Source organism: Kribbella swartbergensis, from assembly GCF_054784135.1.
Genome location: NZ_BAAGPM010000026.1, coordinates 62,340 through 86,300, shown reverse-complemented (window position 1 = coordinate 86,300; position 23,961 = coordinate 62,340). Strand labels below are relative to the sequence as shown.

23 protein-coding genes are annotated in these 23,961 nt (G+C 69.6%); 15 read left to right on the top strand and 8 right to left on the bottom strand.

From position 1 onward, the window contains the following. Positions 1-36: 36 nt before the first annotated feature. Genes ACYVOK_RS24505 through ACYVOK_RS24495 form a run of 3 tightly spaced genes read left to right on the top strand, consistent with a single transcriptional unit; the run spans position 37 to position 2,557 of the window. The gene (locus ACYVOK_RS24505) at positions 37-1,428 is read left to right on the top strand and encodes a M28 family peptidase (protein ID WP_460664871.1); all 1,392 of its coding nucleotides are present in this window, start codon (positions 37-39) and stop codon (positions 1,426-1,428) included. Positions 1,429-1,488: 60 nt separating this feature from the next. Next, on the top strand, positions 1,489-1,782 hold the full coding sequence (locus ACYVOK_RS24500; RefSeq protein WP_460664870.1) for a hypothetical protein: 294 nt from the start codon (positions 1,489-1,491) through the stop codon (positions 1,780-1,782). Between the two features lie 10 nt (positions 1,783-1,792). Next, positions 1,793-2,557 (top strand): alpha/beta fold hydrolase, encoded by a 765-nt coding sequence (locus tag ACYVOK_RS24495; RefSeq protein ID WP_460664869.1) that lies wholly within the window; start codon positions 1,793-1,795, stop codon positions 2,555-2,557. Between the two features lie 8 nt (positions 2,558-2,565). Here the strand turns inward: ACYVOK_RS24495 and ACYVOK_RS24490 are convergent, their stop codons facing one another. Further along, positions 2,566-3,564 (bottom strand): aminoglycoside phosphotransferase/kinase family protein, encoded by a 999-nt coding sequence (locus ACYVOK_RS24490; protein WP_460664868.1) that lies wholly within the window; start codon positions 3,562-3,564, stop codon positions 2,566-2,568. Positions 3,565-3,677: 113 nt separating this feature from the next. Here ACYVOK_RS24490 and ACYVOK_RS24485 point away from each other — a divergent pair, with 113 nt between their 5' ends. Continuing rightward, complete coding sequence (locus ACYVOK_RS24485) at positions 3,678-5,183, top strand: Nramp family divalent metal transporter (RefSeq protein WP_460664867.1); 1,506 nt, start codon at positions 3,678-3,680, stop codon at positions 5,181-5,183. Between the two features lie 20 nt (positions 5,184-5,203). Here the strand turns inward: ACYVOK_RS24485 and ACYVOK_RS24480 are convergent, their stop codons facing one another. The 6 genes from ACYVOK_RS24480 to ACYVOK_RS24455 form a co-directional block, all read right to left on the bottom strand. Beyond that, entirely contained in the window at positions 5,204-5,947 is a 744-nt protein-coding gene (locus tag ACYVOK_RS24480) for an amino acid ABC transporter ATP-binding protein (RefSeq protein WP_460664866.1), read from the bottom strand. Then, positions 5,944-6,804 (bottom strand): amino acid ABC transporter permease, encoded by an 861-nt coding sequence (locus ACYVOK_RS24475; protein WP_460664865.1) that lies wholly within the window; start codon positions 6,802-6,804, stop codon positions 5,944-5,946. The genes ACYVOK_RS24480 and ACYVOK_RS24475 overlap by 4 nt, the downstream gene beginning before the upstream one ends. A gap of 16 nt (positions 6,805-6,820) precedes the next feature. Further along, the gene (locus ACYVOK_RS24470; RefSeq protein WP_460664864.1) at positions 6,821-7,678 is read right to left on the bottom strand and encodes an ABC transporter substrate-binding protein; all 858 of its coding nucleotides are present in this window, start codon (positions 7,676-7,678) and stop codon (positions 6,821-6,823) included. A gap of 67 nt (positions 7,679-7,745) precedes the next feature. After that, positions 7,746-9,521, bottom strand: a complete 1,776-nt coding sequence (locus ACYVOK_RS24465; protein WP_460664863.1) for a 3-hydroxyacyl-CoA dehydrogenase family protein — start codon at positions 9,519-9,521, stop codon at positions 7,746-7,748. 65 nt (positions 9,522-9,586) lie between these two features. Then, the gene (locus ACYVOK_RS24460; protein ID WP_460664862.1) at positions 9,587-10,480 is read right to left on the bottom strand and encodes a class I SAM-dependent methyltransferase; all 894 of its coding nucleotides are present in this window, start codon (positions 10,478-10,480) and stop codon (positions 9,587-9,589) included. Beyond that, positions 10,477-10,800, bottom strand: coding sequence for a hypothetical protein (locus ACYVOK_RS24455; protein WP_460664861.1), 324 nt, complete (start codon positions 10,798-10,800; stop codon positions 10,477-10,479). Before ACYVOK_RS24455 ends, ACYVOK_RS24460 begins: the two co-directional genes overlap by 4 nt. A 73-nt stretch (positions 10,801-10,873) precedes the next feature. Between ACYVOK_RS24455 and nucS the strand changes: the two genes are divergently transcribed. Then, positions 10,874-11,533 (top strand): endonuclease NucS, encoded by a 660-nt coding sequence (nucS, locus tag ACYVOK_RS24450; RefSeq protein ID WP_460664860.1) that lies wholly within the window; start codon positions 10,874-10,876, stop codon positions 11,531-11,533. A gap of 6 nt (positions 11,534-11,539) precedes the next feature. Here the strand turns inward: nucS and ACYVOK_RS24445 are convergent, their stop codons facing one another. Then, positions 11,540-13,417 (bottom strand): M4 family metallopeptidase, encoded by a 1,878-nt coding sequence (locus ACYVOK_RS24445; RefSeq protein WP_460664859.1) that lies wholly within the window; start codon positions 13,415-13,417, stop codon positions 11,540-11,542. A 274-nt stretch (positions 13,418-13,691) separates the two neighbouring features. Here ACYVOK_RS24445 and ACYVOK_RS24440 point away from each other — a divergent pair, with 274 nt between their 5' ends. The 10 genes from ACYVOK_RS24440 (at position 13,692) to mmuM (ending at position 23,950) form a co-directional block, all read left to right on the top strand. Then, the gene (locus ACYVOK_RS24440) at positions 13,692-13,973 is read left to right on the top strand and encodes a hypothetical protein (protein WP_460664858.1); all 282 of its coding nucleotides are present in this window, start codon (positions 13,692-13,694) and stop codon (positions 13,971-13,973) included. A 69-nt stretch (positions 13,974-14,042) separates the two neighbouring features. After that, a complete protein-coding gene (gene glmS / locus ACYVOK_RS24435) occupies positions 14,043-15,863 on the top strand; it encodes a glutamine--fructose-6-phosphate transaminase (isomerizing) (RefSeq protein ID WP_460664857.1) in 1,821 nt (606 codons plus the stop codon). A 67-nt stretch (positions 15,864-15,930) separates the two neighbouring features. Continuing rightward, positions 15,931-17,058 (top strand): L-talarate/galactarate dehydratase, encoded by a 1,128-nt coding sequence (locus ACYVOK_RS24430; RefSeq protein WP_460664856.1) that lies wholly within the window; start codon positions 15,931-15,933, stop codon positions 17,056-17,058. Next, complete coding sequence (locus tag ACYVOK_RS24425; protein ID WP_460664855.1) at positions 17,055-17,774, top strand: FadR/GntR family transcriptional regulator; 720 nt, start codon at positions 17,055-17,057, stop codon at positions 17,772-17,774. The genes ACYVOK_RS24430 and ACYVOK_RS24425 overlap by 4 nt, the downstream gene beginning before the upstream one ends. Then, entirely contained in the window at positions 17,774-18,685 is a 912-nt protein-coding gene (locus ACYVOK_RS24420; protein ID WP_460664854.1) for a LysR substrate-binding domain-containing protein, read from the top strand. The genes ACYVOK_RS24425 and ACYVOK_RS24420 overlap by 1 nt, the downstream gene beginning before the upstream one ends. A 40-nt stretch (positions 18,686-18,725) precedes the next feature. After that, the gene (gene kdgD, locus ACYVOK_RS24415; RefSeq protein ID WP_460664853.1) at positions 18,726-19,640 is read left to right on the top strand and encodes a 5-dehydro-4-deoxyglucarate dehydratase; all 915 of its coding nucleotides are present in this window, start codon (positions 18,726-18,728) and stop codon (positions 19,638-19,640) included. After that, positions 19,637-20,959, top strand: a complete 1,323-nt coding sequence (locus ACYVOK_RS24410) for an enolase C-terminal domain-like protein (RefSeq protein ID WP_460664852.1) — start codon at positions 19,637-19,639, stop codon at positions 20,957-20,959. The genes kdgD and ACYVOK_RS24410 overlap by 4 nt, the downstream gene beginning before the upstream one ends. Positions 20,960-21,029: 70 nt before the next feature. Next, positions 21,030-22,115: an esterase-like activity of phytase family protein gene (locus ACYVOK_RS24405; protein ID WP_460664851.1), complete on the top strand. Its 1,086-nt coding sequence runs from the start codon at positions 21,030-21,032 to the stop codon at positions 22,113-22,115. A 43-nt stretch (positions 22,116-22,158) separates the two neighbouring features. Beyond that, positions 22,159-23,085 (top strand): FAD-dependent oxidoreductase, encoded by a 927-nt coding sequence (locus tag ACYVOK_RS24400; protein ID WP_460664850.1) that lies wholly within the window; start codon positions 22,159-22,161, stop codon positions 23,083-23,085. Further along, complete coding sequence (gene mmuM, locus ACYVOK_RS24395) at positions 23,075-23,950, top strand: homocysteine S-methyltransferase (protein ID WP_460664849.1); 876 nt, start codon at positions 23,075-23,077, stop codon at positions 23,948-23,950. The genes ACYVOK_RS24400 and mmuM overlap by 11 nt, the downstream gene beginning before the upstream one ends. Positions 23,951-23,961 lie beyond the last annotated feature (11 nt).

Sequence of the window (23,961 nt, the reverse complement as noted above, 5' to 3'; positions counted from 1 at the left end):
GCTCTCGGGGCCGCACCACCTTGTGAGGAGACCTGCATGACCGAAAGATCCGGTTTGAGTCGCCGCGGCCTGCTCGGCGCCGTCGCCGGAGTGACCGCCGCCACCGCACTGCCTGCCGCTCCGGCCTGGGCCGCCGACGACCAGCGTCCCGGCGCGGTGAACCGCCCGAACCTGGACCGGTACGACCGGCAGATCGTGTCGACCCTGTCCTCGGAGAGGGCGCTGCGCCACCTGCAGGTCCTGTCCGAGGAGATCGGGCCACGGATCGGCGGTACGGAGAGCGAGAAGCGGGCGGCCGACTACATCGCCGGCCAGCTCGACAAGTTCGGCTACCACACCCGGCTGGAGCCGTTCCCGGTCGCGGACAAGTTCCTCGCCCAGATCGAGGACGTCCGCAACATCCTGCCGAACGACCTGTGCTGGCAGGCCGGCGCCGCGCCCGGCGGCAAGCTGGACGTCACCGTCGAAGGTCCGGTCCGCGACGTCGGTCCGGCGACCGCTCCGGTCTGGCCGGCCACCGTCGCCGGGTCGATCGTGATCGCCGACGACAACGCGGCCGCCCGTCCTGCCTTGGTCGCGGAGGCCGCGGCCCGGGGTGCTGTCGGTGTCATCCTGCTTCCGGCCGACCTGGTGTTCCCGCGCCGGGCGCAGGCGTTCTCGCCGGCCGGCCTGACCAATGCGCCGATCCCGGTGATCGGGGTGGCCCAGGTGCAGAAGCGGCTGATCCGCGAGGCCCTCGCGGTGGTGAACTCGCTGCCGCTGCGGATCAGCACCAAGGCGCACCGCGGGCTGATCTCGAACAACGTGATCGGCGAGCGGCGCGGCAAGGGCGGGCCGAACTCGCCGATCGTGGTGGTCAGCGGCCACTACGACTCGGTGATCGGCGCACCGGGTGCGAACGACGACGGCTCCGGCACCGTGCTGACGCTGGAGCTGGCCCGGGTGTTCAGCCGGATCCCGACGGAAGCCACGCTGCGGTTCGCGCTGTGGGGCTCGGAGGAGCAGGGCCTGATCGGTTCCCGCTACCACGTGGCGCAGCTGTCGCAGGAGCAGCGGGACCGGCACAAGGCCGTGTTCCAGAACGACATGGTCGCGACCAGCTGGGACCCGGCGATCACGTACTGGCTGCTGTCGTTCACCGGCCTCGCGAACACGGCGACGGACGCGGTCCGGGCGGCGGGTCAGCGGCTCGGGTACGACCCACAGATGGTCGGCCCGGTGCAGCGCGGCGCGTCGGACCACCAGTCGTTCCAGGAGGTCGGCATCGCGTCGGCCAACTTCTCCTGGCGCGGTGAGATCTCGCCGGCCTTCCTCGAGCCGCCGTACCACTCGCCGGAGGACACCATCGCGAAGAACGTCAGCCTGGAGCGCCTCCAGGTCTCGATGGAGCTGATCGGCACCGCGGCGTACGCCGTCGCCCGGGGCTGACCGGGTGGTGGGGCAGGCACCCCCGGGTGACCTGCCCCACACGGCTAGCCTTGAGGGGCTATGTCGCGCAGAAAACCGTCGAAGTGGCAACGGCCCGTCAACGACCGGCCGTTGCTCGGCGGTACCCAGGCGCGGGAGGCTCGGTCCGACGGCGACTGGCTCGTCCGCCGCGTGTCCGGCTCGGCGTCGAGCAAGCCCTACCGCTGCCCGGGGTGCGACCAGCTGATCCCGCCGGCCACGCCGCACGTCGTGGTCTGGCCGGAGAACCCCAGCCTGCTCGCCGCGATCGGCGGCGCCCAGTCCCTCGACGAGCGACGCCACTGGCACTCCGCCTGCTGGCAACGCCGCCGCTGAAAGGCAGGACATGAAGCTTCCGGTCACGTCGTACGGCGAAACGGGTACGCCAGTCGTGGTCATGCACGGCCTGTTCGGCTCCGGCCGGAACTGGATGACCGCGGCCCGGCGGTTGTCCGGGGACCATCGCGTGTTCGCCTTCGACCTGCGCAACCACGGCTCGTCACCGCACACCGAGACGATGAGCTACCCGGAGATGGCCGAGGACGTCCGCGAGACGATCGAGTCGCTCGGCGCCGGGCCGGTCGCCCTGGTCGGTCACTCGATGGGCGGCAAGACCGCGATGCTCACCGCGCTCGAGCACCCCGAGGTCGTCGAGCGGCTGGTCGTCGTCGACGCCGCGCCGGTCGCGTATCCCCCGGCCTTCGTCGAGTACGCCCGCGCCATGCGCAACGCCGACCTGTCGGCAGTGCAGCGCCGGGCCGACGTCGACGCCCAACTGGCCGGCGCGGTCCAGTCCCCCGGCACCCGCGCCTTCCTGCTGCAGAACCTGATCCTCGACGACGCGGGCGCACGCTGGCGCCCGAACCTGCCGGTGATCGAGGCCGCACTGCCGGCGATCTCCGGCTGGCCGGCCGTCGAGGGGCTGCGTTACGAGGGCCCGACACTCTTCATCTACGGCGGCAAGTCCGACTACGTCCAGCAGGACCATCGCGCGACCATCGCGTCGTACTTCCCCCAGGTCCGGTACGCCGAAATCCCCGAGGCCGGCCACTGGGTCCACGCCGAACGCCTCGACGACTTCCTCACCACACTGACGCCGTTCCTGCCCTAGCTGCGGCGCTACGACGTGGAGCCGTAGGCCCGGACGAGTTCACGGAGCCAGTGGTCGACGTTTTCGGTCCAGGCTGCGCACTCGATCTCGTCCGCGTGGCGCAGCAGACGATGCCAGGACACCATCCGGTGAACGGTGTGCAGCGGCTCCGCGATCTCCAGCTCCTTGCGCAGTACGGCGATCGGCGCCAGGTCCGACCATTCCGCCAGGTACGCCGTCACGACCGCGTCGTCGACGTCGTCACGCACGCTGGCCAGCGTGGCGAACGGATGACCCCAGATCGCGTCGCCGAAGTCGAAGAACCGGAACGGACCGCCGGGATCGGGCCGGAACACATTTCGCGCATGCAGGTCGTTCTGATCGAGCGCCATCGGGACGACGCCCGGCAGCCACTTCTCCACCTCGGCGACGGCCTCGGCGGCCCGTCGCAGGCCGGACAACGTCGCCGCGTCGGGGCGCAGGGGATGATCGGCTGCCAACGAGCCGAACCAGTCGGCGATGCCGTGGACGGCTCCGGTCAGCTGGGACGGCGCGAGGGAGGTCAGCCCGCTGGCGAGCAAGGGCTGCTCGAGTGGAACGGTGTCGCGCTGGAAGGCGGCGTACTCGACGACGAGCCGATGCCATTCGGCGCCATTCTGATCGGCGAGTGTCAGGCCTTGGTCGGCGGTCAGGAGCCAGCCGCGGTCCGGGTCGATCGCTAGTGGTGCGACAACGTGCTGCGGAAGCGCCTCCGCCATCGCACCGACCAGCGCGGCCTCGAAGGCCTGACCGGGGTTGTTCTCCTTGAACCAGAAGAGCCCTCGGTCGGTCGGGTAGCACCAGACGGCCGCCCAGAAGCGGATCTTGTACGGCACCGGTTCCCCGGTCACGGCGGTCCCGGCCCTGGCCAACCGCTCCCGCACCCAACGGTCGGCCTCGGCAAACCAGTCGTCACCGGTCCAGCGCCGTACCCACTGACCTTCCGCATCCGCCAACAGCGACCGTGGCGCGGGCAACCGTCTCTTCACGCCCCCACCCTAGGTCTCGGTCCCGGCACGGTCTTGCCAACCCCGCGACGGCGCGTGACCATCAGGACAGGGCGTGACGGTCGGAGCCGTCCGCTTGGCCGGAGGAGAGTCAGATGGCCGATATCACGCAGTCGGAGAACACCTACCCGCTCGGCGTCAGCCGCCCCGATCTGACGGTGCAGGACCTGCCGACCCCGGAGGAGGTCTTCAAGGTCCGCCGCCTGGGTCCCCGCGAGCTGATCCAGTTCGCCGTCGGACCGAGCCTGATCGCGCTCGGGATCTCGGTCGGCAGCGGCGAATGGCTGCTCGGCCCGCTCAGCGTGGGCCAGTACGGTTTCGTCGGGGTCGGCTGGATCATCACCGTGTCGGCGCTGCTGCAGACCTTCTACAACGTCGAGTGCGCCAGGTACGTCGTGGCCACCGGCGAGGTGCCGGTCGTCGGGTGGGGCCGCGTCCCGCCGGGCTGGTTCTTCTGGGTTCCGGTCTCGGTGTTCCTGGTGATCTTCGCGTTCATCGCCGGCGGCTGGGCGGCATCGGCCGGGCAGGGGGTGTACGCCCTGGTGCACGGCCGGGTGGCCGGCTCCGGTGACGCCGAGGAACCCAGGATCTACGCGATCCTGCTGCTCGTCCTGGTGTTCGCCATCACCGCGGCGGCCCGCCGGATCAGCCGTGCCCTGGAGCTCGCGAACTGGATGATGGTGGTGACGATCCTCGTCGTCCTGCTGATCATCGACATCGTGCTCGTCCCGGGCCGGATCTGGTGGGACGGTATCAGCGGCTTCTTCACCCCGGCCGCCCCGCCGGACGGGATCTCGGCGACGCAACTGGGGGCGCTCGCCGGGTTCACCGCGCTCGCCTCCGGACTGAACTGGTACGTCCTCGGTCACTACCGGGACAAGGGCTACGGCATGGGCCACCGGGCCGGCTACCTCGCCGGGATGCGCGGTGAGCGGAAGCAGGTCCTGGCCAGCGGTGTCACGTTCCCGGACGACGAGAAGAACCGCGGCCTGTGGCGGCGCTGGTACCGCCTGCTGCTGATCGACATGTGGGGTGTCTTCTTCGTCGGCGCCATGCTCGGCATGCTGCTGCCGACGATCCTGATGACGCGGGCCGTCGAGATCCGCGGCGAGGGGCCGACCCAGGCCAACGTGCCGACCTTCGTCGCCGACGTACTGCGGGGCGAGTACGGCAGCTTCGTGTTCTACATCGCCCTGCTGATGGGTGTGCTGATCCTGTTCAGCACCCAGCTCGGCATCTTCGAGGCGATGGTCCGGGTCACCACCGACGCCTCCCACGCCAGCAGCTCGAAACTGCGGGCGCACATCGAGGGCGACCCGCGGAAGTTCTACTACCCGTTCATGATCCTGCTGCTGGTGGTGATCTCGATCGTCATCCACCTGGCCGTGCCGGTCGGCCTGGTCCAGTGGTCGGCGAACATGTCGAACCTGGGCGCGCTGATCTACCCGTTCCTGCTGATGTACCTGAACAGCAAGCTGCCGGAGCCGGCCCGGCCGCGCCCGTGGCACTACCTGATCCTGCTGCTGAACTTCCTGTTCTTCGGGTTCTTCTTCGTCAACTTCATCGCCGACTTCATCGGTGACCCGCTGGTCACGTTCTGACGAACGTCCGCGGTACCGGCTCAGAGGCGGCCCGAGGAGATGATGCGGCTGAGGAATTCGCGGGTGCGGGGTTCGCGGGGATCGGCGAGGACCTGCTGGGGCGGCCCGACCTCGAGCGGGCGGCCCTGGTGGAGGAAGCAGACCTTGTCGGCCACGTCCCGGGCGAACGTCATCTCGTGGGTGCAGATCAGCATCGTGATGCCGTCGGCCTTCAGCTCGCGGAGCAGATCGAGCACCTCGCCGACGAGCTCGGGATCCAGCGCGGACGTGACCTCGTCGAGCAGCATCAGCTTCGGCGAGTTCACCAGCGCCCGGGCGATGGCGGCCCGTTGCTGCTGCCCGCCCGACAGCTCGTCGGGCTTGGCCATCGCCTTGTCCGCGAGCCCGACCCGCTCCAGCATCTCCAGGGCCCGGGTTCGCGCGACATCACGGCGTACCCGGTGAACCCGGATCGGCGCCAGCGTGACGTTGTCGAGCACCGTGAGGTGCGGGAACAGGTTGTAGGCCTGGAAGACGATGCCGATGCCGGCGCGGATCCGGTCGGCCTCGGCGCGGGGATCGGTGATGTCGGTGCCGTCGAGCTCGATGACGCCGTCGTCGACCGTTTCCAGCAGGTTCACGCAGCGCAGCAACGTCGACTTGCCCGAGCCGGACGCACCGATCAGGACGACGCACTCGCCCTGTTCCACCTCGAGGTCGAACTCGTCGAGCACGACGTTCGCCCCGAACGCCTTCCGCACCCCGCGGATCGACAAGAGGCTCACACCGGACCACCTCCCCCGCCGTACCAGCCCTGCCTGCGCGCCACCCAGTCCGTCAGCCGCGTCAGCGGGATCGTCAACGCGACGAACAGCAATCCGGCCACGACGTACGGAGTGAAGTTGAAGTCCTCGGCCGTCTCCAGCTGCGCGGCCCGGATGGCGTCGATCACGCCGAGCACCGCGATCAGGCCGGAATCCTTCTGCAGCGACACGAAGTCGTTCAGCAGCGGCGGCAGCACCCGCCGAACAGCCTGTGGCAATACGACGAATCGCAGCGTCTGGCGGTGCGACAGCCCGAGGGAGCGCGCGGCGGCTCGCTGGGACGGGTGCACCGACTCGATTCCCGCCCGGAAGACCTCTGCGACGTACGACGAGTACGTGAGCACCAGCGCGGCACCGCCCCAGATGACGGCCTGGTTCGGCAGCCCCCGCAGTTGGAGGGCGGGCACGCCGAAGCCCAGCAGGAAGATCACCAGCAGCAGCGGCAGCCCGCGGAACACGTCGGTGTAGGCGGCGGCGAAGATCCTCAGCGGGAAGAACACCGGTCCGCGCAGCGTCCGCAGGATCGCGAGGGTCAGTCCCAGAATCAGGATGAGGACGGCACAGACCAGCATCACCCGGATGTTCAGCCAGAGGCCCTGGGCGACGACCGGCAACGCGTCCCACCCCCGGTGGACGTCGAAGAACGTCTCCCGGACCCGCGGCCAGCCGGGCGTGGACCCGATGCCGAGCACGATCAGCCCGAGCAGGACCACGGTGCTGATCCCGGCGATCACACCCGACCGCAGCGTGCGCCGCCGCCGGTATGCGAGCCGCTCGAGCTGTAGCTGCGACGGCTGCCAGCCGTCGGAACTCCTCACCACTCCCCCACGAGGCTCACGACAGCTCTGGCGCGCCTTCCGCGGTGAGGTACTGCTGCTGGAGCTTCGCGAGTGTGCCGTCGGCCTTGAGCGCATCCACGGCCTGCGAGACGCACGGCGTCAGCTCCGAGCCCTTTTCCAGCACGAAGCCGAACTGCTCGGTCTGGCCGGCAGCCGGAAGCTGGCCGACGATCTTGCCGCCGTCGAGCTGCGCAGCGGTCATGTAGAAGCCGGTCGGCAGATCCACCACGATGCCGTCGATCTGCTTGTTCTTCAGAGCCTGCACGGCCAGGTCGTTGGTGTCGAACACGGCCGGTGACTGCTTCGGCTTGATCACGTCGCGCAGGGCCACGTAGCTCGTCGTCCCCACCTGGGCCCCGAGCTTGGCGTCGGCCAGCTCGGCGACCGACTTCGCGCCGGCGATCTTGCTGCCCGCCGTGGTGATCACCGTCTGCCGGACGTCGTAGTACCCGGTGGAGAAGTCGACGGCCTTGCGGCGATCCTCGGAGATCGAGATCTGGTTGACGTCCACGTCGAACTTCTTCGGCCCGGGCGCGAACGCCGCGTTGAACGGCACGGTCTGCCACTTCACCTCGGCGCGCTGGAAGCCGAGCTTTTCCGCAACCGCGTACGTGACCGCCGACTCGTATCCTTTGCCGTTACTCGGGTCGTCGCCGGAGAACCACGGCTCGTACGCCGGCTTGTCGGTCCCGACGGAGAACGTCCCCGGCACCTTCAGCGCCAGTTTGTCCTTGGTACAAGCATCGGCCGCGGACGGTGTCGTCGAACCGGCCGGCTCGTCCTCCGGAGCACAGGCAGCCAAACCGGCACAAGCAAACGCGACCAGCACCGCCACGACTGAACGAGAGATCATGGCAGCAGCGTAGAGGCACGAACGGACACAAACCATCGAGGAGTCCGGAGCGCCGAGCAGCATGCTCTCAGCTGTAGTCGCGGAAGCCTCGGCCGGTCTTGCGGCCGAGGTAGCCCGCGGTGACCAGGTGCTCGAGCAGCGGGGCCGGGGCGAAGCCGGGTTCGCGGAACTCCAGGTACAGGGTGCGCTGGATCGCCAGCGCGACGTCCAGGCCGACCACGTCGAGCAGCTCGAACGGGCCCATCGGGAGGCGGCAGCCCAGTTTCATCGCGGCGTCGATGTCGTCGACGTTCGAGTAGTGCGCCTCGAGCATCCGGACCGCGTCGTTCAGGTACGGGAACAGCAGCGCGTTCACGATGAACCCGGCCCGGTCACCGCACCGCACCGGGTGCTTGCCGGCGGCAACGGCCAGCTCGGCGACCGTGTCCGCCACGTCCGGGGACGTGCTCACGGTGCTGACCACTTCGACGAGCTTCATCACCGGTGCCGGGTTGAAGAAGTGCAGGCCGACCACGTCGCCCGGCCGCTTGGTCGCCATCGCCAGGTCGATGACCGGCAGCGACGAGGTGGTGGTGGCCAGGATCGCGCCCGGCTTGCAGATCTCGTCGAACGTCTCGAACAGCGCCTGCTTGACGCTCAGTTCCTCGACCACGGCCTCGATCACGAGGTCGACGGTGGCCAGGTCGTCGAGTTTCGCCGTACCGACGATCCGGCGCAGGGCCGCGTCGCGCTCGTCGGAGGACAGCTTGCCGCGCTGGACGCCCTTCTCCAGCGAGCGTTCCAGGGCGGCCCGGACCCGGTCGACCTTCTCGGTGCCGCGGGCGACGTAGACGACGTCGTACCCGGCCTTGGCGCAGACCTCGATGATGCCGACCGCCATCGTCCCGGAGCCGACCACGCCGACCTGGCGAACCGGGCGTACGACGGTCTCCTTGCCGCTGGGCTTCGGGGTGAGGTCGTCGTCGACCACGACCGGGGAGTCGGGCGCTTCGTAGGTGTAGAAACCGCGGCCGGTCTTGCGGCCGAGCAGGCCGGCGGTGACCATCTGCTTGAGGATCGGGGCCGGCGCATGCAGGCGGTTGCGGCCCTGCTTGTACATCGTGTCGAGGATCTCGTACGCCGTGTCGAGGCCGATCAGGTCGAGCAGCGCCAGCGGGCCCATCGGATAGCCGCAGCCGAGCCGCATCGCCGCGTCGACGTCCTCGCGGGTGGCGTAGCGAGACTCGACCATCGAGACCGCGTGGTTCAGGTAGCCGAACAGCAGCGCGTTGGCGATGAAACCGGCCCGGTCGGCCGCGACCACCGGGACCTTGTCCAGCCGGCGGGCGAGCTCCTGCACGTCCTCGACCACGTGCGGCTCGGTGACGACCGTCTTGATCACCTCGACGAACTCCTGCACCGGCGCCGGGTTGAAGAAGTGCATGCCGACGACGCGGCCCGGGCGCTCGGTGGCGACCGAGATCTCGGTCACCGACAACGACGAGGTGTTGGTCGCCAGGATCGCGTCCTCGCGGACGATCTTGTCCAGCGCTGAGAACACCTCGCGCTTGAGCTCGAGCCGCTCGACCACGGCCTCGATGACCAGGTCGCAGTCGGCGAGCGCCTCCAGGTCGGTGGCGAAGGTGACCCGGTCGAACAGGGCCTGCTGCTCCTCGACCGACAGCTTGCCGCGCTTCACCGCACGGTCGGTCGAGTGCTGGATGTGCCCGCGGCCGCGCTCCGCCGCCGCCTCGTCGCGCTCGACGCCGACCACGGTCAGCCCGTTGCGCGCGAACACCTCCGCGATCCCGGCGCCCATCGTGCCGAGACCGACCACACCGACCGTCTTCAGTTCCCGAGCCATGCTCCGAACTATGCCAGTCCGCCCAGTGGTCCGCCCATGAGCTGAGTCACCCCGGGAGGCCAACCTCACACGGCGCGGCTCGCCAGAACCTGGAACCACCCGCCGTTGCGGCCCTCGTCGCGAGTGAGGTGATCGACCGTCCAGCCGGTGTCGGCGAGCAGCCCGCGCAGCGGCTCCTCCTGCCACATGACGAAGTAGCGGGGCAGGTCGAGGAACCGGTTCGACCACTCCTCGCCCTTGCCCTCCCGCGTGGTGAAGGCCAGCAGCGGCGCCGCCCGGACCGCCTTCCTGAGTACGTCGGCCAGCTGGGCGCGATCGAAGTGCAGGAACACGGCGCTGGCGAACACGGCGTCGTACGGACCGCCGAAGTCGTCGGTGAGTGCGTTGAGCCGGTCGGCGTCGTACCCGTCGGCCCGCATCATCTGGATGAACGAGGCGGCCGCGTCGGTCCGTCGTACCGTCATGCCCCGGCGCTCGAGCTCGAGCGCGCCACGGCCGGTCCCGCTGCCGAGCTCCAGCACGCGGGCACCGGGGCCGACCCGCTCGGCGAGGAGGTCCATGAGCTCCATCAGCAGTGGGCCGGGCTCCTTGGGGATCGAATCCCGGAACTTCTCCGCCGCCTGCTCGTACGTCGCCAGCGTGAGCTCGTTGTCGCTCGGGACACGGGTCCACCCGTCGCCGTTGTGTTCGACGACCGCGGGCAGCCGCAGCCCGAGATCCACCCCGAGCACGATCACGGTCTCGCCCCGGTGCAGGTCCGCGATCGCCTGCAGCTCGTCGTCGGACCGCCGTACCAGCTCCGGTACGACGGTCAGCCGCACCCCGAGCCGTTCCGCCAACCGAGCCCCGGCGGCCGCCTCGAACGGCCCCGCATACACCTGTGCGATCCGATCTCCCACCGCCGCCTCGACCACATCACCGGGCAGCAACAGGATCCGCGCGGGACACATGAGGTTCATTCGCGCACGTACCCCAACGCCTCGGCCGCGTAGTCCGGCCACACCGCGGCCTGGCTCAGCGGGATCAGCACCCACTCCTTCATCGGACGGCCCATGCCGGGGTCGAACGGCTCCGCCCCCGGCAGACCGAGCGCCCGCTCCCGCGGCTCCGGCGGCAGCTTGAACGTCATCGCGTCGCCGTACAGCCCGGCGACCATCTTGCGCCCGATCTTGAGGCAGGGCATGCCGAACATGCTGCCCCGGACCACTCCGGACGACTCCAGCCCGGCCGCGACCCCGTCGTACTCGGCGATCGCCCGCTCGCTGACCTTCGGCATCATGCCCACCAGCCTGCCACCCCGGACGGCCCGGCGGCATAGGTTCCGCGCCGGTTGTCGACTACGGTGCTTTCTCGTGCGCTTGGTGATTGCTACCTGTTCTGTGGATTACTCCGGGCGGCTGACGGCTCATTTGCCGATGGCGCCGCGGTTGTTGATGGTGAAGGCGGACGGATCGGTGCTGATCCACGCCGACGGCGGGTCGTACAAACCGCTCAACTGGATGTCCCCGCCGTGCAGGCTCACGGAAGAAGAGGGCGTCTGGAGCGTCACCAACAAGGCCGGCGAGGAGCTCCGGATCACGATCGAGGAGGTGCACAGCGACACCGCCTACGACCTGGGCACCGACCCCGGACTGATCAAGGACGGCGTCGAGGCGCACCTGCAGGAGCTGCTGGCCGAGCACGTCCACACCTTCGGCGAGGGCTGGACCTTGGTACGGCGCGAGTACCCGACCGCGATCGGGCCGGTCGACCTGCTCTGCCGGGACGCGGACGGCCGGCACGTCGCGGTCGAGGTGAAGCGCCGCGGCGAGATCGACGGCGTGGAGCAGCTGACCAGGTACGTCGAACTCCTCAACCGCGACCCGATGCTCGCCCCGGTCCGCGGCATCTTCGCCGCCCAGCTGATCAAGCCCCAGGCCAAGGTCCTGGCTACCGACCGAGGCCTGGAGTGCCTGACCGTCGACTACGACGCGCTGCGCGGCATGGAGTCCGACGTACTCCGGCTGTTCTGACTCCTCTCAGCAGGCGACCACCGCGTCCACGATGAAGCCCTGGGCTGTGACCGCCGGGTCGGTCAGCAGGCGGACGGAGCCGGTCGACGTGCTGATGCACGGTGAGGTGGCGCCGTTGCGGTGCAGGCCGGTGTAGCGGGCGAGTTCGTTGCCGTTCCCGTCGTACACGATGACGTAGTCGAAGTCCTTCTCGGTGTCGAGCAGGCTGAAGTGGAACGCGAACCCGCCGGACCCGTTGTCGAAGGTCCAGGTGCAGTCACCGTTGTTGCCGTACGGGTGCGGTGACTCGAACGGGATGGTGGCGTCCGGATCACCGACACACGGCGGTGGCGGCGGGGTGCCCGGCGTGCAGCCCTGGTGCAGGCCGACGGCTGCCCAGGCCGCGCTGATGGCGGCCCGGTTCGCGCCCGCGACCGCAACCGTGGCGTTCCGCGCGTCGCACATGTTCGCGTACTCCGGCAGGCTGGTGAACCCGTCGTAGAACACCTTCCGGGCGGTGTTCAACCCGACGGCGGGAACCACGACGTCACAGTCGGCCGTGTGGGTGTGACCGTTGGACCCGACGGTGTCGCAGCCGGCGTTCCGGCCACCGGTGACGGCCAGGTAGTAGGCGTGGTTCGGGATCCCGCTGTTGCTGTGGACGAAGCCGCTGTCCGCCTCACCGACCAGCTTCTCGCTGTAGTGATCCGGGTCGTCGTCCTCACGCGGGTCGCCCATGTTCCGGAAGCCGGGTGCGGCGTCCGGCGACAGGATGATGTCCTCGCCGATCAGCCAGTCCGGTGACACGGCCGGGTCCAGACCGCGCTGGGCCGCGTAGAACTCGATCGTGTTGCCCATCATGTCGCTGAACGCCTCGTTCAGCGCGCCGGACTCGTTCTCGTAGATCAGGTTGGAGGTGAACTGGGTGACGCCGTGGGTGAGCTCGTGCCCGACCACGTCGAGGCCGCCGGACAGCGAGATGCAGGTCTTGCCGTCGCCGTCGCCGTACCCCATCTGCTCGCCGTTCCAGAACGCGTTGCAGTACCGGTTCGCGAAGTGCACGGTCGAGACGACCGGCATGCCCTTGTTGTCCAGGCTGTTCCGCTTGAACACCTCGCGGTAGAAGTCGTCGGTCACGTTGGCGTAGTAGTGCGCGTCGACACCGGGTGCCTGGCTGGGCGACAGCAGGTTCGGCAGGTTGAAGTTCCAGTGGTCGTCGCTGTCGGTCATCAGGGCGCCGGGCAGGACGGCCCGGTTGCCGGCGTCATACGTCACCTGGCGCCCGTCCGCCGACCGCAGGACGTACGTGCTCCCGGCCCGGGTGGTGTCGAGTTGCTTGGTGTCGCCCTTGACTCCGACACCGTCGCCGTGCGCGACCGCGTCGTACTGCTTCTTCACCGCGCCCGTATCCGCGTCGATCCAGTGCACCCAGCGGTTTTCCATCCGCTGGCTGACGACCTCGTGGAACAGCCGGCCGTCCTTCGGGTCGATCCGCAGCGTCGACGACCACTTGCCGTCGGCACCGACCCGCTTCGCCGCGACTCCGCGGGCGCTCGCGGCCGAGACCACGGCGCTGTTCTTGGCCTGCAGACCGGGGAAGTACGCGCCGATCACCGCGGCGGTCGCGCCGGACCTGTCGGTCAGTACGGTCAGCTGGCCGCCGAGGACGGAGGCCGACCCGACCATCTGCTGGTAACGGGTCTGGGTACCTCCGTCGGCACGCTGTGCCGACCAGAGTTTCACCATCCCCGGTGGTACGGCGAACGTGCGGGCGTCGGATCCGGACAGGGCGATCGACCCGCCCCGGAGTGACGTCGTGGCCGCCGGCTCGGCGGTCGCGGTGGCGGCACCGGCGGTGACCAGCGCGAGGGCCGCGAGAGCGGCCACGACAGGTGATCTCGGCATGACAGGGACCTCCCCGATCGAGCGGATTCGACGGGCGCGGCCGGACCCAGCCCCCAGGCCCCCCCGACGGTCGCCCCGTTCATGGCAGTCCTACGCCCGGCTCCGTGAACCGGCAAGACCCGGCGCACCGACGTGGGGATTTCCCTCACGTGGGACGACAGGAGTAAGGTCCACGCCCGGCACCGGTGTGGGCACCCGTTGTCAATTCAGTGAAATTTGCCCGATTTCGGGCAGATGCTTTGCGTTGACCCTGGAAACACTGCACAGTTGACGGGTGATCAGTGAGGCGGCGGCGGGTCCGGTGGACGAACTCGCCGAACAGATCAGCCGGACCACCGGCCTCCCGCCGGACGACGCGCGCCGCGTGGTCGCCGACGTCCTGGCCTATTTCACCGAGACGACCGAGGAGTACGTTCGGCGCCGGCACCGCGAGCTGCAGACCTACGGCGCCCGCAACGACGAGATCTTCGCCCGCATCGGCACCGAGCTCCGGCACTGGCCGGTCCGCTCACCCGAACTCTCCGCCCGCCAGCTGCGACGGATCGTCTACGGCTGACGGCGACCATCCCGTGCGCCCGCCGAGCGGCGGGCCCCTCCCACGACAACCTCCGAAAGGCATGAACACATGTGCGGAATCGTCGGGTACGTCGGCACCAAGCCGGCCGCGCCCATCCTGGTGGACGGACTGGCGCGACTGGAGTACCGCGGCTACGACTCGGCGGGTGTCGCCGTGCTGGGGTCGAGTGAGCTGAAGGTACACAAGGACGCCGGCCGGGTCCGCGAGCTGGAGGCGTCGCTGCCGAAGCGGTTCGGCGGCAAGCTGGGCATCGGCCACACCCGGTGGGCGACCCACGGCGGCCCGAGCAAGGACAACGCACACCCGCACGTGAGCGGCAACGAGCGGATCGCCGTCGTGCACAACGGCATCTTCGACAACGCCGCCGCGCTGCGCGCCCAGCTGGAGGACGCCGGCGTCAAGCTGCGCTCGGACACCGACACCGAGGTGCTCGCGCACCTGATCGAGCAGGCCGAGGGCGACACGCTCGAGGAGAAGGTGCTGGCCAGCCTGCGCCGGATCGACGGCACCTACGGCATCGCCGTGATAGACCTGGACTTCCCGGACCGGATCGTGGTCGCCCGCAACGGCAGCCCGCTGATCCTGGGCATCGGCGACGGCGAGATGCACGTCGCCTCCGACGCGGCCGCGCTGATCCGCTACACCCGCCAGGTCGTCTACCTGGACGACGGCGAGCTGGCCACCGTCCGCGCCGACGGCTACCGCACCTTCACCCAGGACGCGTCGCCGACCACCAAGACCGCCAAGACGGTCGAGTGGGAGGCCGACGAGTACGAGCGCGGCCTGCACGAGCACTTCATGATGAAGGAGATCCACGAGCAGCCGGACGCCGTCGGCCGGGCGATCCGCGGCCGCCTGGACGAGCGCTTCCACACCGTCCACCTGGGCGGCCTGAACATGGACGCGCGGGAGGCCCGGGAGATCAAGCGGGTCAAGATCCTCGGCTGCGGTTCGGCGTACTACGCCGGCCAGATGGGCGCGCAGTTCATCGAGGAGGTGGCCCGGATCCCCGCCGACGCCGAGCCGGCCTCGGAGTTCCGCTACCGCAACCCGGTGGTCGAGCGGGACACCCTGTACATCGCCGTGAGTCAGTCCGGCGAGACGCTGGACACCCTGGTCGCGGTCCAGGAGCTGAAGCGCAAGGGCGGCCGGGTGATCGGCCTGGTCAACGCGGTCGGCTCCAGCATCGCCCGTGAGGTGGACGGCGGTGTCTACCTGCACGCCGGCCCCGAGGTCTCGGTGGCGTCCACCAAGGCGCTGACCAACATGGCGGTCGCGTTCGCGATGCTCGGCATCCACCTCGGCCGGATCCGCGACGTCTCCCCCGCCGACGGCCGCCGGCTGATCGAGGGCCTGAAGAAGATCCCCGGGCAGATCGCCGAGATCGTCGCCCAGGAGGAGGAACTGGCCAAGATCGCCGGCCGGCTGGCCCAGCACGAGAGCCTGTTCTTCGTCGGCCGGACCCGCGGCTACCCGGTGGCCCGCGAGGGCGCGCAGAAGCTGAAGGAGATCTCCTACCGGCACGCCGAGGCGTACCAGACCTCGGAGCTGAAGCACGGCCCGCTGGCGCTGATCTCGCCGGACGTGCCGAGTGTCGCGATCGTCCCCGACGACGAGTTGCTGGACCGCAACATCGGCGCGCTGCACGAGATCGGCGCCCGGTCCGGTCCGCTGTACGTCGTGACGCACCCGGGCGTGGAGATCCCGGACGGGGTGGCGGCGAAGATCGTCGTACCGAAGAACGAGCCGGAGCTGGACCCGATCCTGCTCACCATCCCGCTGCAGATCATCGCGTACTACGCGGCCGTTGCCCTCGGCCACGACGTGGACAAGCCGCGCAACCTGGCCAAGTCGGTCACCGTCGAGTAGGACCCCGCGGGCGGATCCGGTCGCCCGGGCAGTCGTCATACAGGTTTATGACTTGTATGATGACTGGATGCCGAGCGACCAGATCCGCCATGTCCGTCTCTCGTCCGTCGTGCTGCCGCTCGAACGGCCGATCAGCGACGCCAAGGTGCTGACCGGCCGGCAGCGGCCGATGACCGAGATCGTGCTGCTGTTCGCCGAGATCGCGACGTCGCAGGACCGGCACGGGATCGGCTTCAGCTATGCGAAACGGGCCGGCGGGCCGGCGCAGTACGCGCACGCCAAGGAGATCGCCGCGAACCTGATCGGCGAGGACCCGTCGGACATCGGCAAGGTGTACGACAAGTTGCTGTGGGCCGGTGCGTCGGTCGGCCGGTCCGGGGTGGCCACCCAGGCGATCGCGGCGATCGACATCGCGCTGTGGGATCTGAAGGCGAAGCGGGCGAATCTGCCGCTGGCCAAACTGCTCGGCGCGCATCGCGACTCGGTCCGCGCGTACAACACCTCCGGCGGGTTCCTGCACGCGCCGATCGAGGAGGTCAAGGAACGCGCGGCCAAGTCATTGGCGGACGGCATCGGCGGCATCAAGATCAAGGTCGGCCAGCCCGACACCCGGATCGACCTGGAACGGGTCCGGGCCGTCCGCGAGCACCTCGGCGACGACGTACCGCTGATGGTCGACGCCAACCAGCAGTGGGACCGGCCGACGGCACTGCGGTTCGGGCGGGTGCTGGAGGAGTTCGGCCTGGTCTGGATCGAGGAGCCGCTGGATGCGTACGACGCCGAAGGGCACGCGCAACTGGCGGCCGCACTCGACACCCCGATCGCCACCGGCGAGATGCTGTCCAGCGTCACCGAACACGTCCGCATGATCGAGGCGCGGGCCGCGGACATCATCCAGCCGGACGCGCCCCGGATCGGCGGCATCACCCCGTTCCTCCGCCTGGCCGCGCTCGCCGACCACAACGGACTCCAGTTGGCCCCTCACTTCGCAATGGAGATCCACCTCCACCTGGCCGCGGCGTACCCGCGCGAGCCCTGGGTCGAGCACTTCGAATGGCTCGACCCGCTGTTCAACGAACGCCTCGAGACGCTGGACGGGCGGATGCTCGTGCCCGACCGCCCAGGCCTCGGCTTCACCACGTCCGACCGGTGCGCCGCCTGGACGGTCGACGCCTGCGAGTTCGGCACCCGGTGAACGCGCCGGAGGGGCTGGATCGCGACGCCCGGCGAGGGCTTGCGCATGAGCTGGTCGAGCGGCTGAAGGACCGGATCCTCAGCGGCGAGATCGCCCCGGGAGACCGGCTGCCGACCGAGAGCTCCTTGGTCGAGGAATTCGGGGTCAGCCGGACGGTGGTACGGGAGGCTGTGTCACGGTTGCAGGCTGCCGGGTTGGTGGAGACGTTCCAGGGGCGTGGCTCGTTCGTCCTGGAGGTGCCTCAGGCAACGGACCACCTCGCTCTGCGGGAGGTACGGTCGCATCGGGACGTGCTGGAGCTGCTCGAGTTCCGCATCGGAGTGGAGAGTGAGGCGGCCGGGCTGGCGGCGGTACGTCGTACCGACCGTCAGCTGAAGGCGATCGAGCGGGCGCTGGACGACTTCCGGCGGATCGGGGACGACCCGGCCCGGTCGGTCGAGGCGGACTTCGCGTTCCACCGCAAGATCGCGGCCGCGTCCGGGAACCGCTTCTACACCGACCTGATCGACTCGCTCGGCCCGATGATGATCATGCTGCCGCGCACCCGCCTCGATTCGGCGTACGAGATGTCGGACGCGACTCACCTGACCCGGGTGGTGCTCGAGCACCAGAACATCCACGACGCGATCGCCCGTTCCGATCCCGAGGCGGCGCGGGCCGCGGCGCGCGTGCACCTGTCGAACACCCGGCACCGCCTGACGGAACCGGGCACCTGATGACGCCCGCCCACGACCGTTCGTTCTCGCTCGACCAACTGAGCGCCTTCGTCGCCGTCGCCGAGGAGTTGCACTTCGGGCGGGCCGCCGAGCGGCTGAACATGACGCAGCCGCCGCTGAGCCGGCAGGTGCAGAAGCTGGAGCGGGCGGTCGGGGTCCGGTTGCTCGAGCGCGACAACCGCCGGGTGGTGCTGACCGAGGCGGGCCGGGCGTTCCTGACCGAGGCCCGCCGGCTGCTCACGCTGGTCGGGACCGCGGGCGACCTGGCCCGCCGGATCGACCAGGGCGCGGCCGGGACGCTGCGCCTCGGCTTCACCGCCACGTCGGCGATCCGGACCCTCGGCCCGTTGCTGCGCCGGATGTCCGAGGAGTTGCCCGGTGTCGACGTGATCCTGCACGAGCGGGTGACGGCCGCACAGCTCGAGGGTCTGCTGCGCGGTGAACTGGACCTCGGTCTGGGCCGGCCGCCGTTCGACGCTCGGATGCTCGAGTCGCGGGTGGTGTTCCGCGAGCCGCTGTGTGCCGTTGTGCCGGGCAACCATCGGCTCGCGACGCTCGGCCGTCCGTTGGCGCCTGCCGATTTCGCGGACGAGAAAGTGATCGGCTACTCCCCCAGGCAGGCCCGCTACTTTCATGACCTCACGGTCGGGTTCCTCGGCGCCTCCCATCCCCGGATCGAGCAGCGGGTTCAACAGATCCTCACCGTGATCCTGCTGGTTGCGACCGGTCGCGGGGTGGCGTTCGTCCCCGCGTCGGCACGCGGTCTCGGCGTCGAGGGCGTGGCGTACTGCGATCTCGACGTACCGGGTGAGCCTGTCGAACTCCACGCGATCTGGCACCGCGAATCAACCAACCCGGTCCTTCAGCGCGTCTTGACGATGCTCCCCAAGCATCATGAGATCCACGAATGATCTTGGACAGGTATCCACCGCCGTTCCTACGCTGACGGGCGTGACCCATTACTCCCCCGCCGACCTCGCCGCCCAGCTCAAGACGGGACTGCTGTCCTTCCCCGTCACCCACTTCCACGCGGACCTCAGCTTCAACGAGCAGGGGTACCGCGAGCACCTAGCCTGGTTGAGCCAGTACGACGTGGCCGGCCTGTTCGCCGCGGGCGGGACCGGTGAGGGCTTCTCCCTGACCGCGGCCGAGATCGACACCGTCGTACGCACGGCGGTCTCCGAGGTCGACGGCAAGCTACCGGTCATCGCCCCGGCCACCGGCGGGACCCGGACCGCGATCGCTCAGGCTCAGGCCGCCGAGGCCGCCGGTGCCGACGGGGTACTGCTGCTGCCGCCGTACCTGACCGAGGCGGGCCAGCGTGGCCTGATCGAGCATGTGTCCGCCGTCTGCCGCAGTACGTCGCTCGGCGTGACCGTCTACAGCCGCGCCAACGCGATCCTCACCGACGTCTCCGTCGCCGAACTCGCCGACCGCAACGCCAACCTGGTCTGCCTCAAGGACGGCGTCGGGAACATCGAAATGATGACCCGCACCTACGCCCGCCTCGGCGACCGGCTCACCTACATCGGCGGCCTGCCGACCGCGGAGACCTTCGCGCTGCCGCTGCTCCAACTCGGCGTCAGCACCTACTCGTCGGCGATCTTCAACTTCGTCCCCGAGTTCGCCCTCGGCTTCTACGCCGACGTGCTCGCGCAGGACCGCGAGTCCGTGTACCGCAAGCTGAACGAGTTCGTCCTTCCCTACCTGGACATCCGGGACCGGACGAAGGGGTACGCCGTCTCGATCGTGAAGGCCGGCGTGACCGCGATCGGCCGCTCCGCGGGCCCGGTCCGCCCACCCCTGCAGGACCTCACCGAGGACGAACTCGCCCAGCTCACCGAGCTGATCGGCAGGATCAAATGACGCCGACCATCGCGTCCGTCGAGGTCGTGCCGGTGGCCGGGTATGACAGCATGCTGCTCAACCTGAGCGGTGCGCACGGGCCGTTCTTCACGCGCAACGTGGTCATCGTGACCGACAGCTCGGGGAACACCGGCCTGGGCGAGGTTCCGGGCGGCGAGAGCATCGCCGGGACCATCCGGGAAGCTGCCGAGCTCGTCGTCGGGCACGAGCTCGTGCGCTACCGCCAGCTCCTCCGGTCCGTCGCTGCCGCCTTCTCCCACCGGGACGCGGGTGGTCGCGGTCTCCAGACATTCGACCTGCGGACGACCGTCCACGCGGTGACCGGCCTCGAGTCGGCTCTGCTCGACTTGCTGGGACAACATCTCGGCGTACCGGTTGCGGAGCTGCTGGGCGACGGTCAGCAACGAGACACGGTGCCAGTGCTCGGCTACCTGTTCTACGTGGGTGATGTCCAGCGCACTGATCTGCCCTATCTGACCGGTGACGGGTTCGGCGATCGGTGGTCGGCGTTGCGGCGGCAGCCGGCGTTGACGCCGGACGCGGTGGTGGCGTTGGCCGAGGCGGCCCAGGAGCGGTACGGGTTCACCGACTTCAAGCTGAAGGGTGGAGTGTTCGACGGTACGGCGGAGATCGAGGCGGTGACCGCTCTGGCCAGGCGGTTCCCGTCGGCGCGGATCACGGTCGATCCGAACGGCGCGTGGCCGGTGCGCGAGGCGATCGCGCTGTGCTCGGGTCTGGGCGGCGTCCTCGCATATGTCGAGGACCCGTGTGGCGCCGAGCCGGGATTCTCCGGCCGGGAGACGATGGCGGAGTTCCGCCGGGCGACGGGCCTGCGGACGGCGACCAACATGATCGCGACCGATTGGCGCGAACTCGCCCACGCGGTCCGGGCCGGCGCGGTCGACATCCCGCTGGCGGATCCGCACTTCTGGACGATGGCCGGGTCGGTGCGGGTCGCGCAGTTGTGCAACGACTTCGGGCTGACCTGGGGTTCGCACTCGAACAACCACTTCGACATCTCGCTGGCGATGTTCACGCACGTCGGCGCGGCCGCGCCGGGCGAGATCACCGCGCTGGACACGCACTGGATCTGGCAGGACGGCCAGGCGCTGACCAAGGAGCCACTGCGGATCGTCGACGGCGCGATCGCCGTACCGACTGCTCCTGGGCTCGGCGTCGAACTGGATCGCGACGCCTTGCAGGCCGCGCACGAGCTCTATCTGTCCAAGGGGCTCGGGAGCCGGGACGACGCGGTGGCGATGCAGTACCTGATCAAGGACTGGGTCTTCGACCCGAAGCGGCCCTGTCTGGTGCGCTGATGTTCACCTGGTGTTGCCCGGGGTAGGTTTCGATCGGTTGCAGTCGCCCAGACCTCGCCGGAGGAATGTCATGCGCTGGCAGAAGCCGCTCGCCGCTGCTGTTGTCCTGACCGCTCTCACCACCACGCTGACCGCCTCGGCGACGCCTGCCGGTCACACCGGCGGCGACTGCTCGCCGGACGCACGGTTCCTCGGGTTCAGCGACGGGCTGGACAAGACGGAGTTCGAGGGACAACGCGTGGCCGGGCTGTCCGCGCTGGACGTGACCGGTCGCAACAGCGCCGTGGCGTTGGTCGACAACGTCGCGAGCACGCCGGCCCGGGTCTTCGACCTGAGGATCTCCAGCACGCCGACGGTGAGCGTCGACGGGATGACGATCCTGCGGCGGCCGGACGGTACGCCGTACACCGGTGCTGACTTCGACGGCGAAGGACTGGTCGTCGAGCGCGGCGAGCGGACGATCCTGACGACGTCCGAGCGGGAGCCGTCGATCCGGCGGTTCCGGCTGTCGGACGGGTTGCAGACCGGCTCGTTGCCGGTGCCCGCCCGCTTCCAGGTCGCGCCGGCCGGCGAGGCGACCAACAACGCGACCTTCGAGTCGCTCGCGGTCAGCCGGGACGGCCTGTCGCTGTTCGCCGGGATGGAAGGCCCGCTTGCACCCGACGGCACGGACGCCGACGGACGGTCCCGGAACCGGATCATCCGGTACGCCGGTCTGCCGGGCCGCGACTACGAGCCGGTCGCGCAGTACGCCTACAAGACGGATCCGGGTCTGTCCCTGGTCGAGTTGGCCGTGGTGGACCGGGACGAACTGCTGTCGATGGAGCGCACGTTCGTCCCGGGTGTCGGAAACACGATCCGCGTGTTCACGGTGTCGCTGCGCCGGGCCGCCGACGTCACCGCGCGTACGTCGCTGGCCGACGCGCCGGACACGGTGTTCCTGCAGAAGAAGCTCCTGTTCGACCTGGTGAACTGCCCGCCGTCGGGTGCCGTGGCGAAGCAGCCGCAGCCGAACCCGCTGCTCGACAACGTGGAAGCCCTCGCGCTCGGCGGGCACCTGCCCGGCGGCCGGCGTCAGCTCTACCTGCTGTCCGACGACAACAACGGCGCCAGCCAGATCACCCGCTTCTACTCGCTGGCAGTCGACCTGCGCTGAGGTCACCGTGGCGCGACGACCACCCGCGGGTCACAATGAGTGAATGCGCGTGATCGTGGTCGGTGCGGGCGTGATCGGGCTGAGCTGTGCTGTCCGGCTGGCCGAGGGCGGGTACGACGTCGCCGTGTTCGCCCGCGACCTGCCGTTGGAGACGACCTCGGCGGTCGCGGCCGCCATCTGGTACCCGTACCTGTCCGCCCCCGAGGACCGTGTCGCGGCCTGGTCCAGGACGTCGTACGACGAGTTCGCCAAGCTGGCCGAGATCGAGCCGTCGGTGCGGATGCGGCACGGACGCGAGTTCCTGGTGCACCGGACGCCGGATCCGCGCTGGGCCGACGTACTGCCGGATCTGACCAGGGTCGCCTCGCCGCCGGCCGGCTTCGAGGACGGCTGGGCGTTCACCGCGCCGGTGGTCGAGATGCCGGACTACCTGCGGTTCCTGGTCAAGCGGCTCGAGCACGCCGGCGGCACCCTGACCCGGGCGGCCCTGTCGGCACTGCCGACCACGGCCGACGTGGTCGTCAACTGCACCGGCCTCGGCGCCCGGCTGACCGCCGCCGACCCGACCGTCATCCCGGTACGCGGCCAGGTGATGACCGTCGCCCAGTGCGGGGTGACCGAATGGCTCATCGCCGACCGTGCGCCCGACGACCTCACCTACGTGATCCCGCGGGAGAACGACATCGTCGTCGGCGGTACCAGTGAGCCCGGGAACTGGAACCTCGCCGTCGACCCGGCCACCGCGGACCAGATCCTCACCCGCGCGGCCGAGCTGGTTCCGCAACTGCGTAAGGCCGAGGTGCTGCGCCACCGCGTCGGCCTCCGCCCGGCCCGGCCGTCCATCCGCTGCGAGCTCGTCCGCACCACCACCGGCGAACCGGTGATCCACTGCTACGGCCACGGCGGCTCCGGTGTGACGCTGTCCTGGGGCTGCGCCAACGAGGTCTTCGAGCTGATCCATGGCATCTGAGCGGCCGATCGTTCTCGACGGCGGTCTGTCGAACGCGCTCGAGGACCGCGGGCACGACCTGTCCGACGAGCTCTGGTCCGCGCGCTTGCTGAAGGACGCTCCGGACGAGATCGCCGCGGTGCATCGGGCGTACTACGAAGCCGGCGCGATGGTCGCGACGACGGCCAGCTACCAGGCGAGTGTCGCCGGCTTCGAGCGTGCCGGGGTCGATCGCGTCGAGGCCGAGCGGTTGATCGGTGACAGCGTGCGGATCGCACGTGAGGTCCGGGACTCGCTGACCGACGGACGGCAGCGGTTGGTCGCGGCGTCGGTCGGGCCGTACGGCGCTGTGCTCGCGGACGGATCGGAGTATCGCGGCCTGTACGGCGTGAGTGCGACGGCATTGCGTGACTTCCACGGGCCCCGGCTGGAGCTGCTGATCAAGGCCGGCCCTGACCTGCTGGCGGTCGAGACCATCCCCGATGTGGACGAAGCGGTCGTGCTTGCGGAACTGCTGCGCGAATTGGACTTCCCGGCCTGGTTCTCCTACTCGATCACCGGCTCGCACACCCGGGCGGGTCAACCTCTCACCGACGCCTTCGCAGTCGCCGCGGTCGACCAGGTGGTTGCTGTCGGCATCAACTGCTGCGCCCCCGGCGACGTCCGGGCCGCGGTCGAAACCGCGGTCGCCGTCACCGGCAAACCCGCCGTCGCCTATCCCAACAGCGGTGAGACCTGGGACGCCGGCGGCCGCCGCTGGACCGGCGACGCCACCAACCCCGGCACGCTCGCGTCAGGGTGGGTGGAGGCCGGAGCGTCGTACGTCGGCGGCTGCTGCCGGGTCGGTCCGGCCGACATCCAGGCACTGGCCGCCGCCGTCAACTGATCGGGGCCCCT

Excerpts from the sequence above, each read along its gene's own strand:
- ACYVOK_RS24505 (WP_460664871.1), top strand. The coding sequence starts at position 37 with ATGACCGAAAGATCCGGTTTGAGTCGCCGCGGCCTGCTCGGCGCCGTC.
- ACYVOK_RS24500 (WP_460664870.1), top strand. The coding sequence starts at position 1,489 with ATGTCGCGCAGAAAACCGTCGAAGTGGCAACGGCCCGTCAACGACCGG.
- ACYVOK_RS24495 (WP_460664869.1), top strand. The coding sequence starts at position 1,793 with ATGAAGCTTCCGGTCACGTCGTACGGCGAAACGGGTACGCCAGTCGTG.
- ACYVOK_RS24485 (WP_460664867.1), top strand. The coding sequence starts at position 3,678 with ATGGCCGATATCACGCAGTCGGAGAACACCTACCCGCTCGGCGTCAGC.
- ACYVOK_RS24470 (WP_460664864.1), bottom strand. The coding sequence starts at position 7,678 with ATGATCTCTCGTTCAGTCGTGGCGGTGCTGGTCGCGTTTGCTTGTGCC.
- ACYVOK_RS24465 (WP_460664863.1), bottom strand. The coding sequence starts at position 9,521 with ATGGCTCGGGAACTGAAGACGGTCGGTGTGGTCGGTCTCGGCACGATG.
- ACYVOK_RS24460 (WP_460664862.1), bottom strand. The coding sequence starts at position 10,480 with ATGAACCTCATGTGTCCCGCGCGGATCCTGTTGCTGCCCGGTGATGTG.
- ACYVOK_RS24455 (WP_460664861.1), bottom strand. The coding sequence starts at position 10,800 with ATGATGCCGAAGGTCAGCGAGCGGGCGATCGCCGAGTACGACGGGGTC.
- ACYVOK_RS24445 (WP_460664859.1), bottom strand. The coding sequence starts at position 13,417 with ATGCCGAGATCACCTGTCGTGGCCGCTCTCGCGGCCCTCGCGCTGGTC.
- glmS (WP_460664857.1), top strand. The coding sequence starts at position 14,043 with ATGTGCGGAATCGTCGGGTACGTCGGCACCAAGCCGGCCGCGCCCATC.
- ACYVOK_RS24430 (WP_460664856.1), top strand. The coding sequence starts at position 15,931 with ATGCCGAGCGACCAGATCCGCCATGTCCGTCTCTCGTCCGTCGTGCTG.
- ACYVOK_RS24420 (WP_460664854.1), top strand. The coding sequence starts at position 17,774 with ATGACGCCCGCCCACGACCGTTCGTTCTCGCTCGACCAACTGAGCGCC.
- ACYVOK_RS24410 (WP_460664852.1), top strand. The coding sequence starts at position 19,637 with ATGACGCCGACCATCGCGTCCGTCGAGGTCGTGCCGGTGGCCGGGTAT.
- ACYVOK_RS24405 (WP_460664851.1), top strand. The coding sequence starts at position 21,030 with ATGCGCTGGCAGAAGCCGCTCGCCGCTGCTGTTGTCCTGACCGCTCTC.
- ACYVOK_RS24400 (WP_460664850.1), top strand. The coding sequence starts at position 22,159 with ATGCGCGTGATCGTGGTCGGTGCGGGCGTGATCGGGCTGAGCTGTGCT.
- mmuM (WP_460664849.1), top strand. The coding sequence starts at position 23,075 with ATGGCATCTGAGCGGCCGATCGTTCTCGACGGCGGTCTGTCGAACGCG.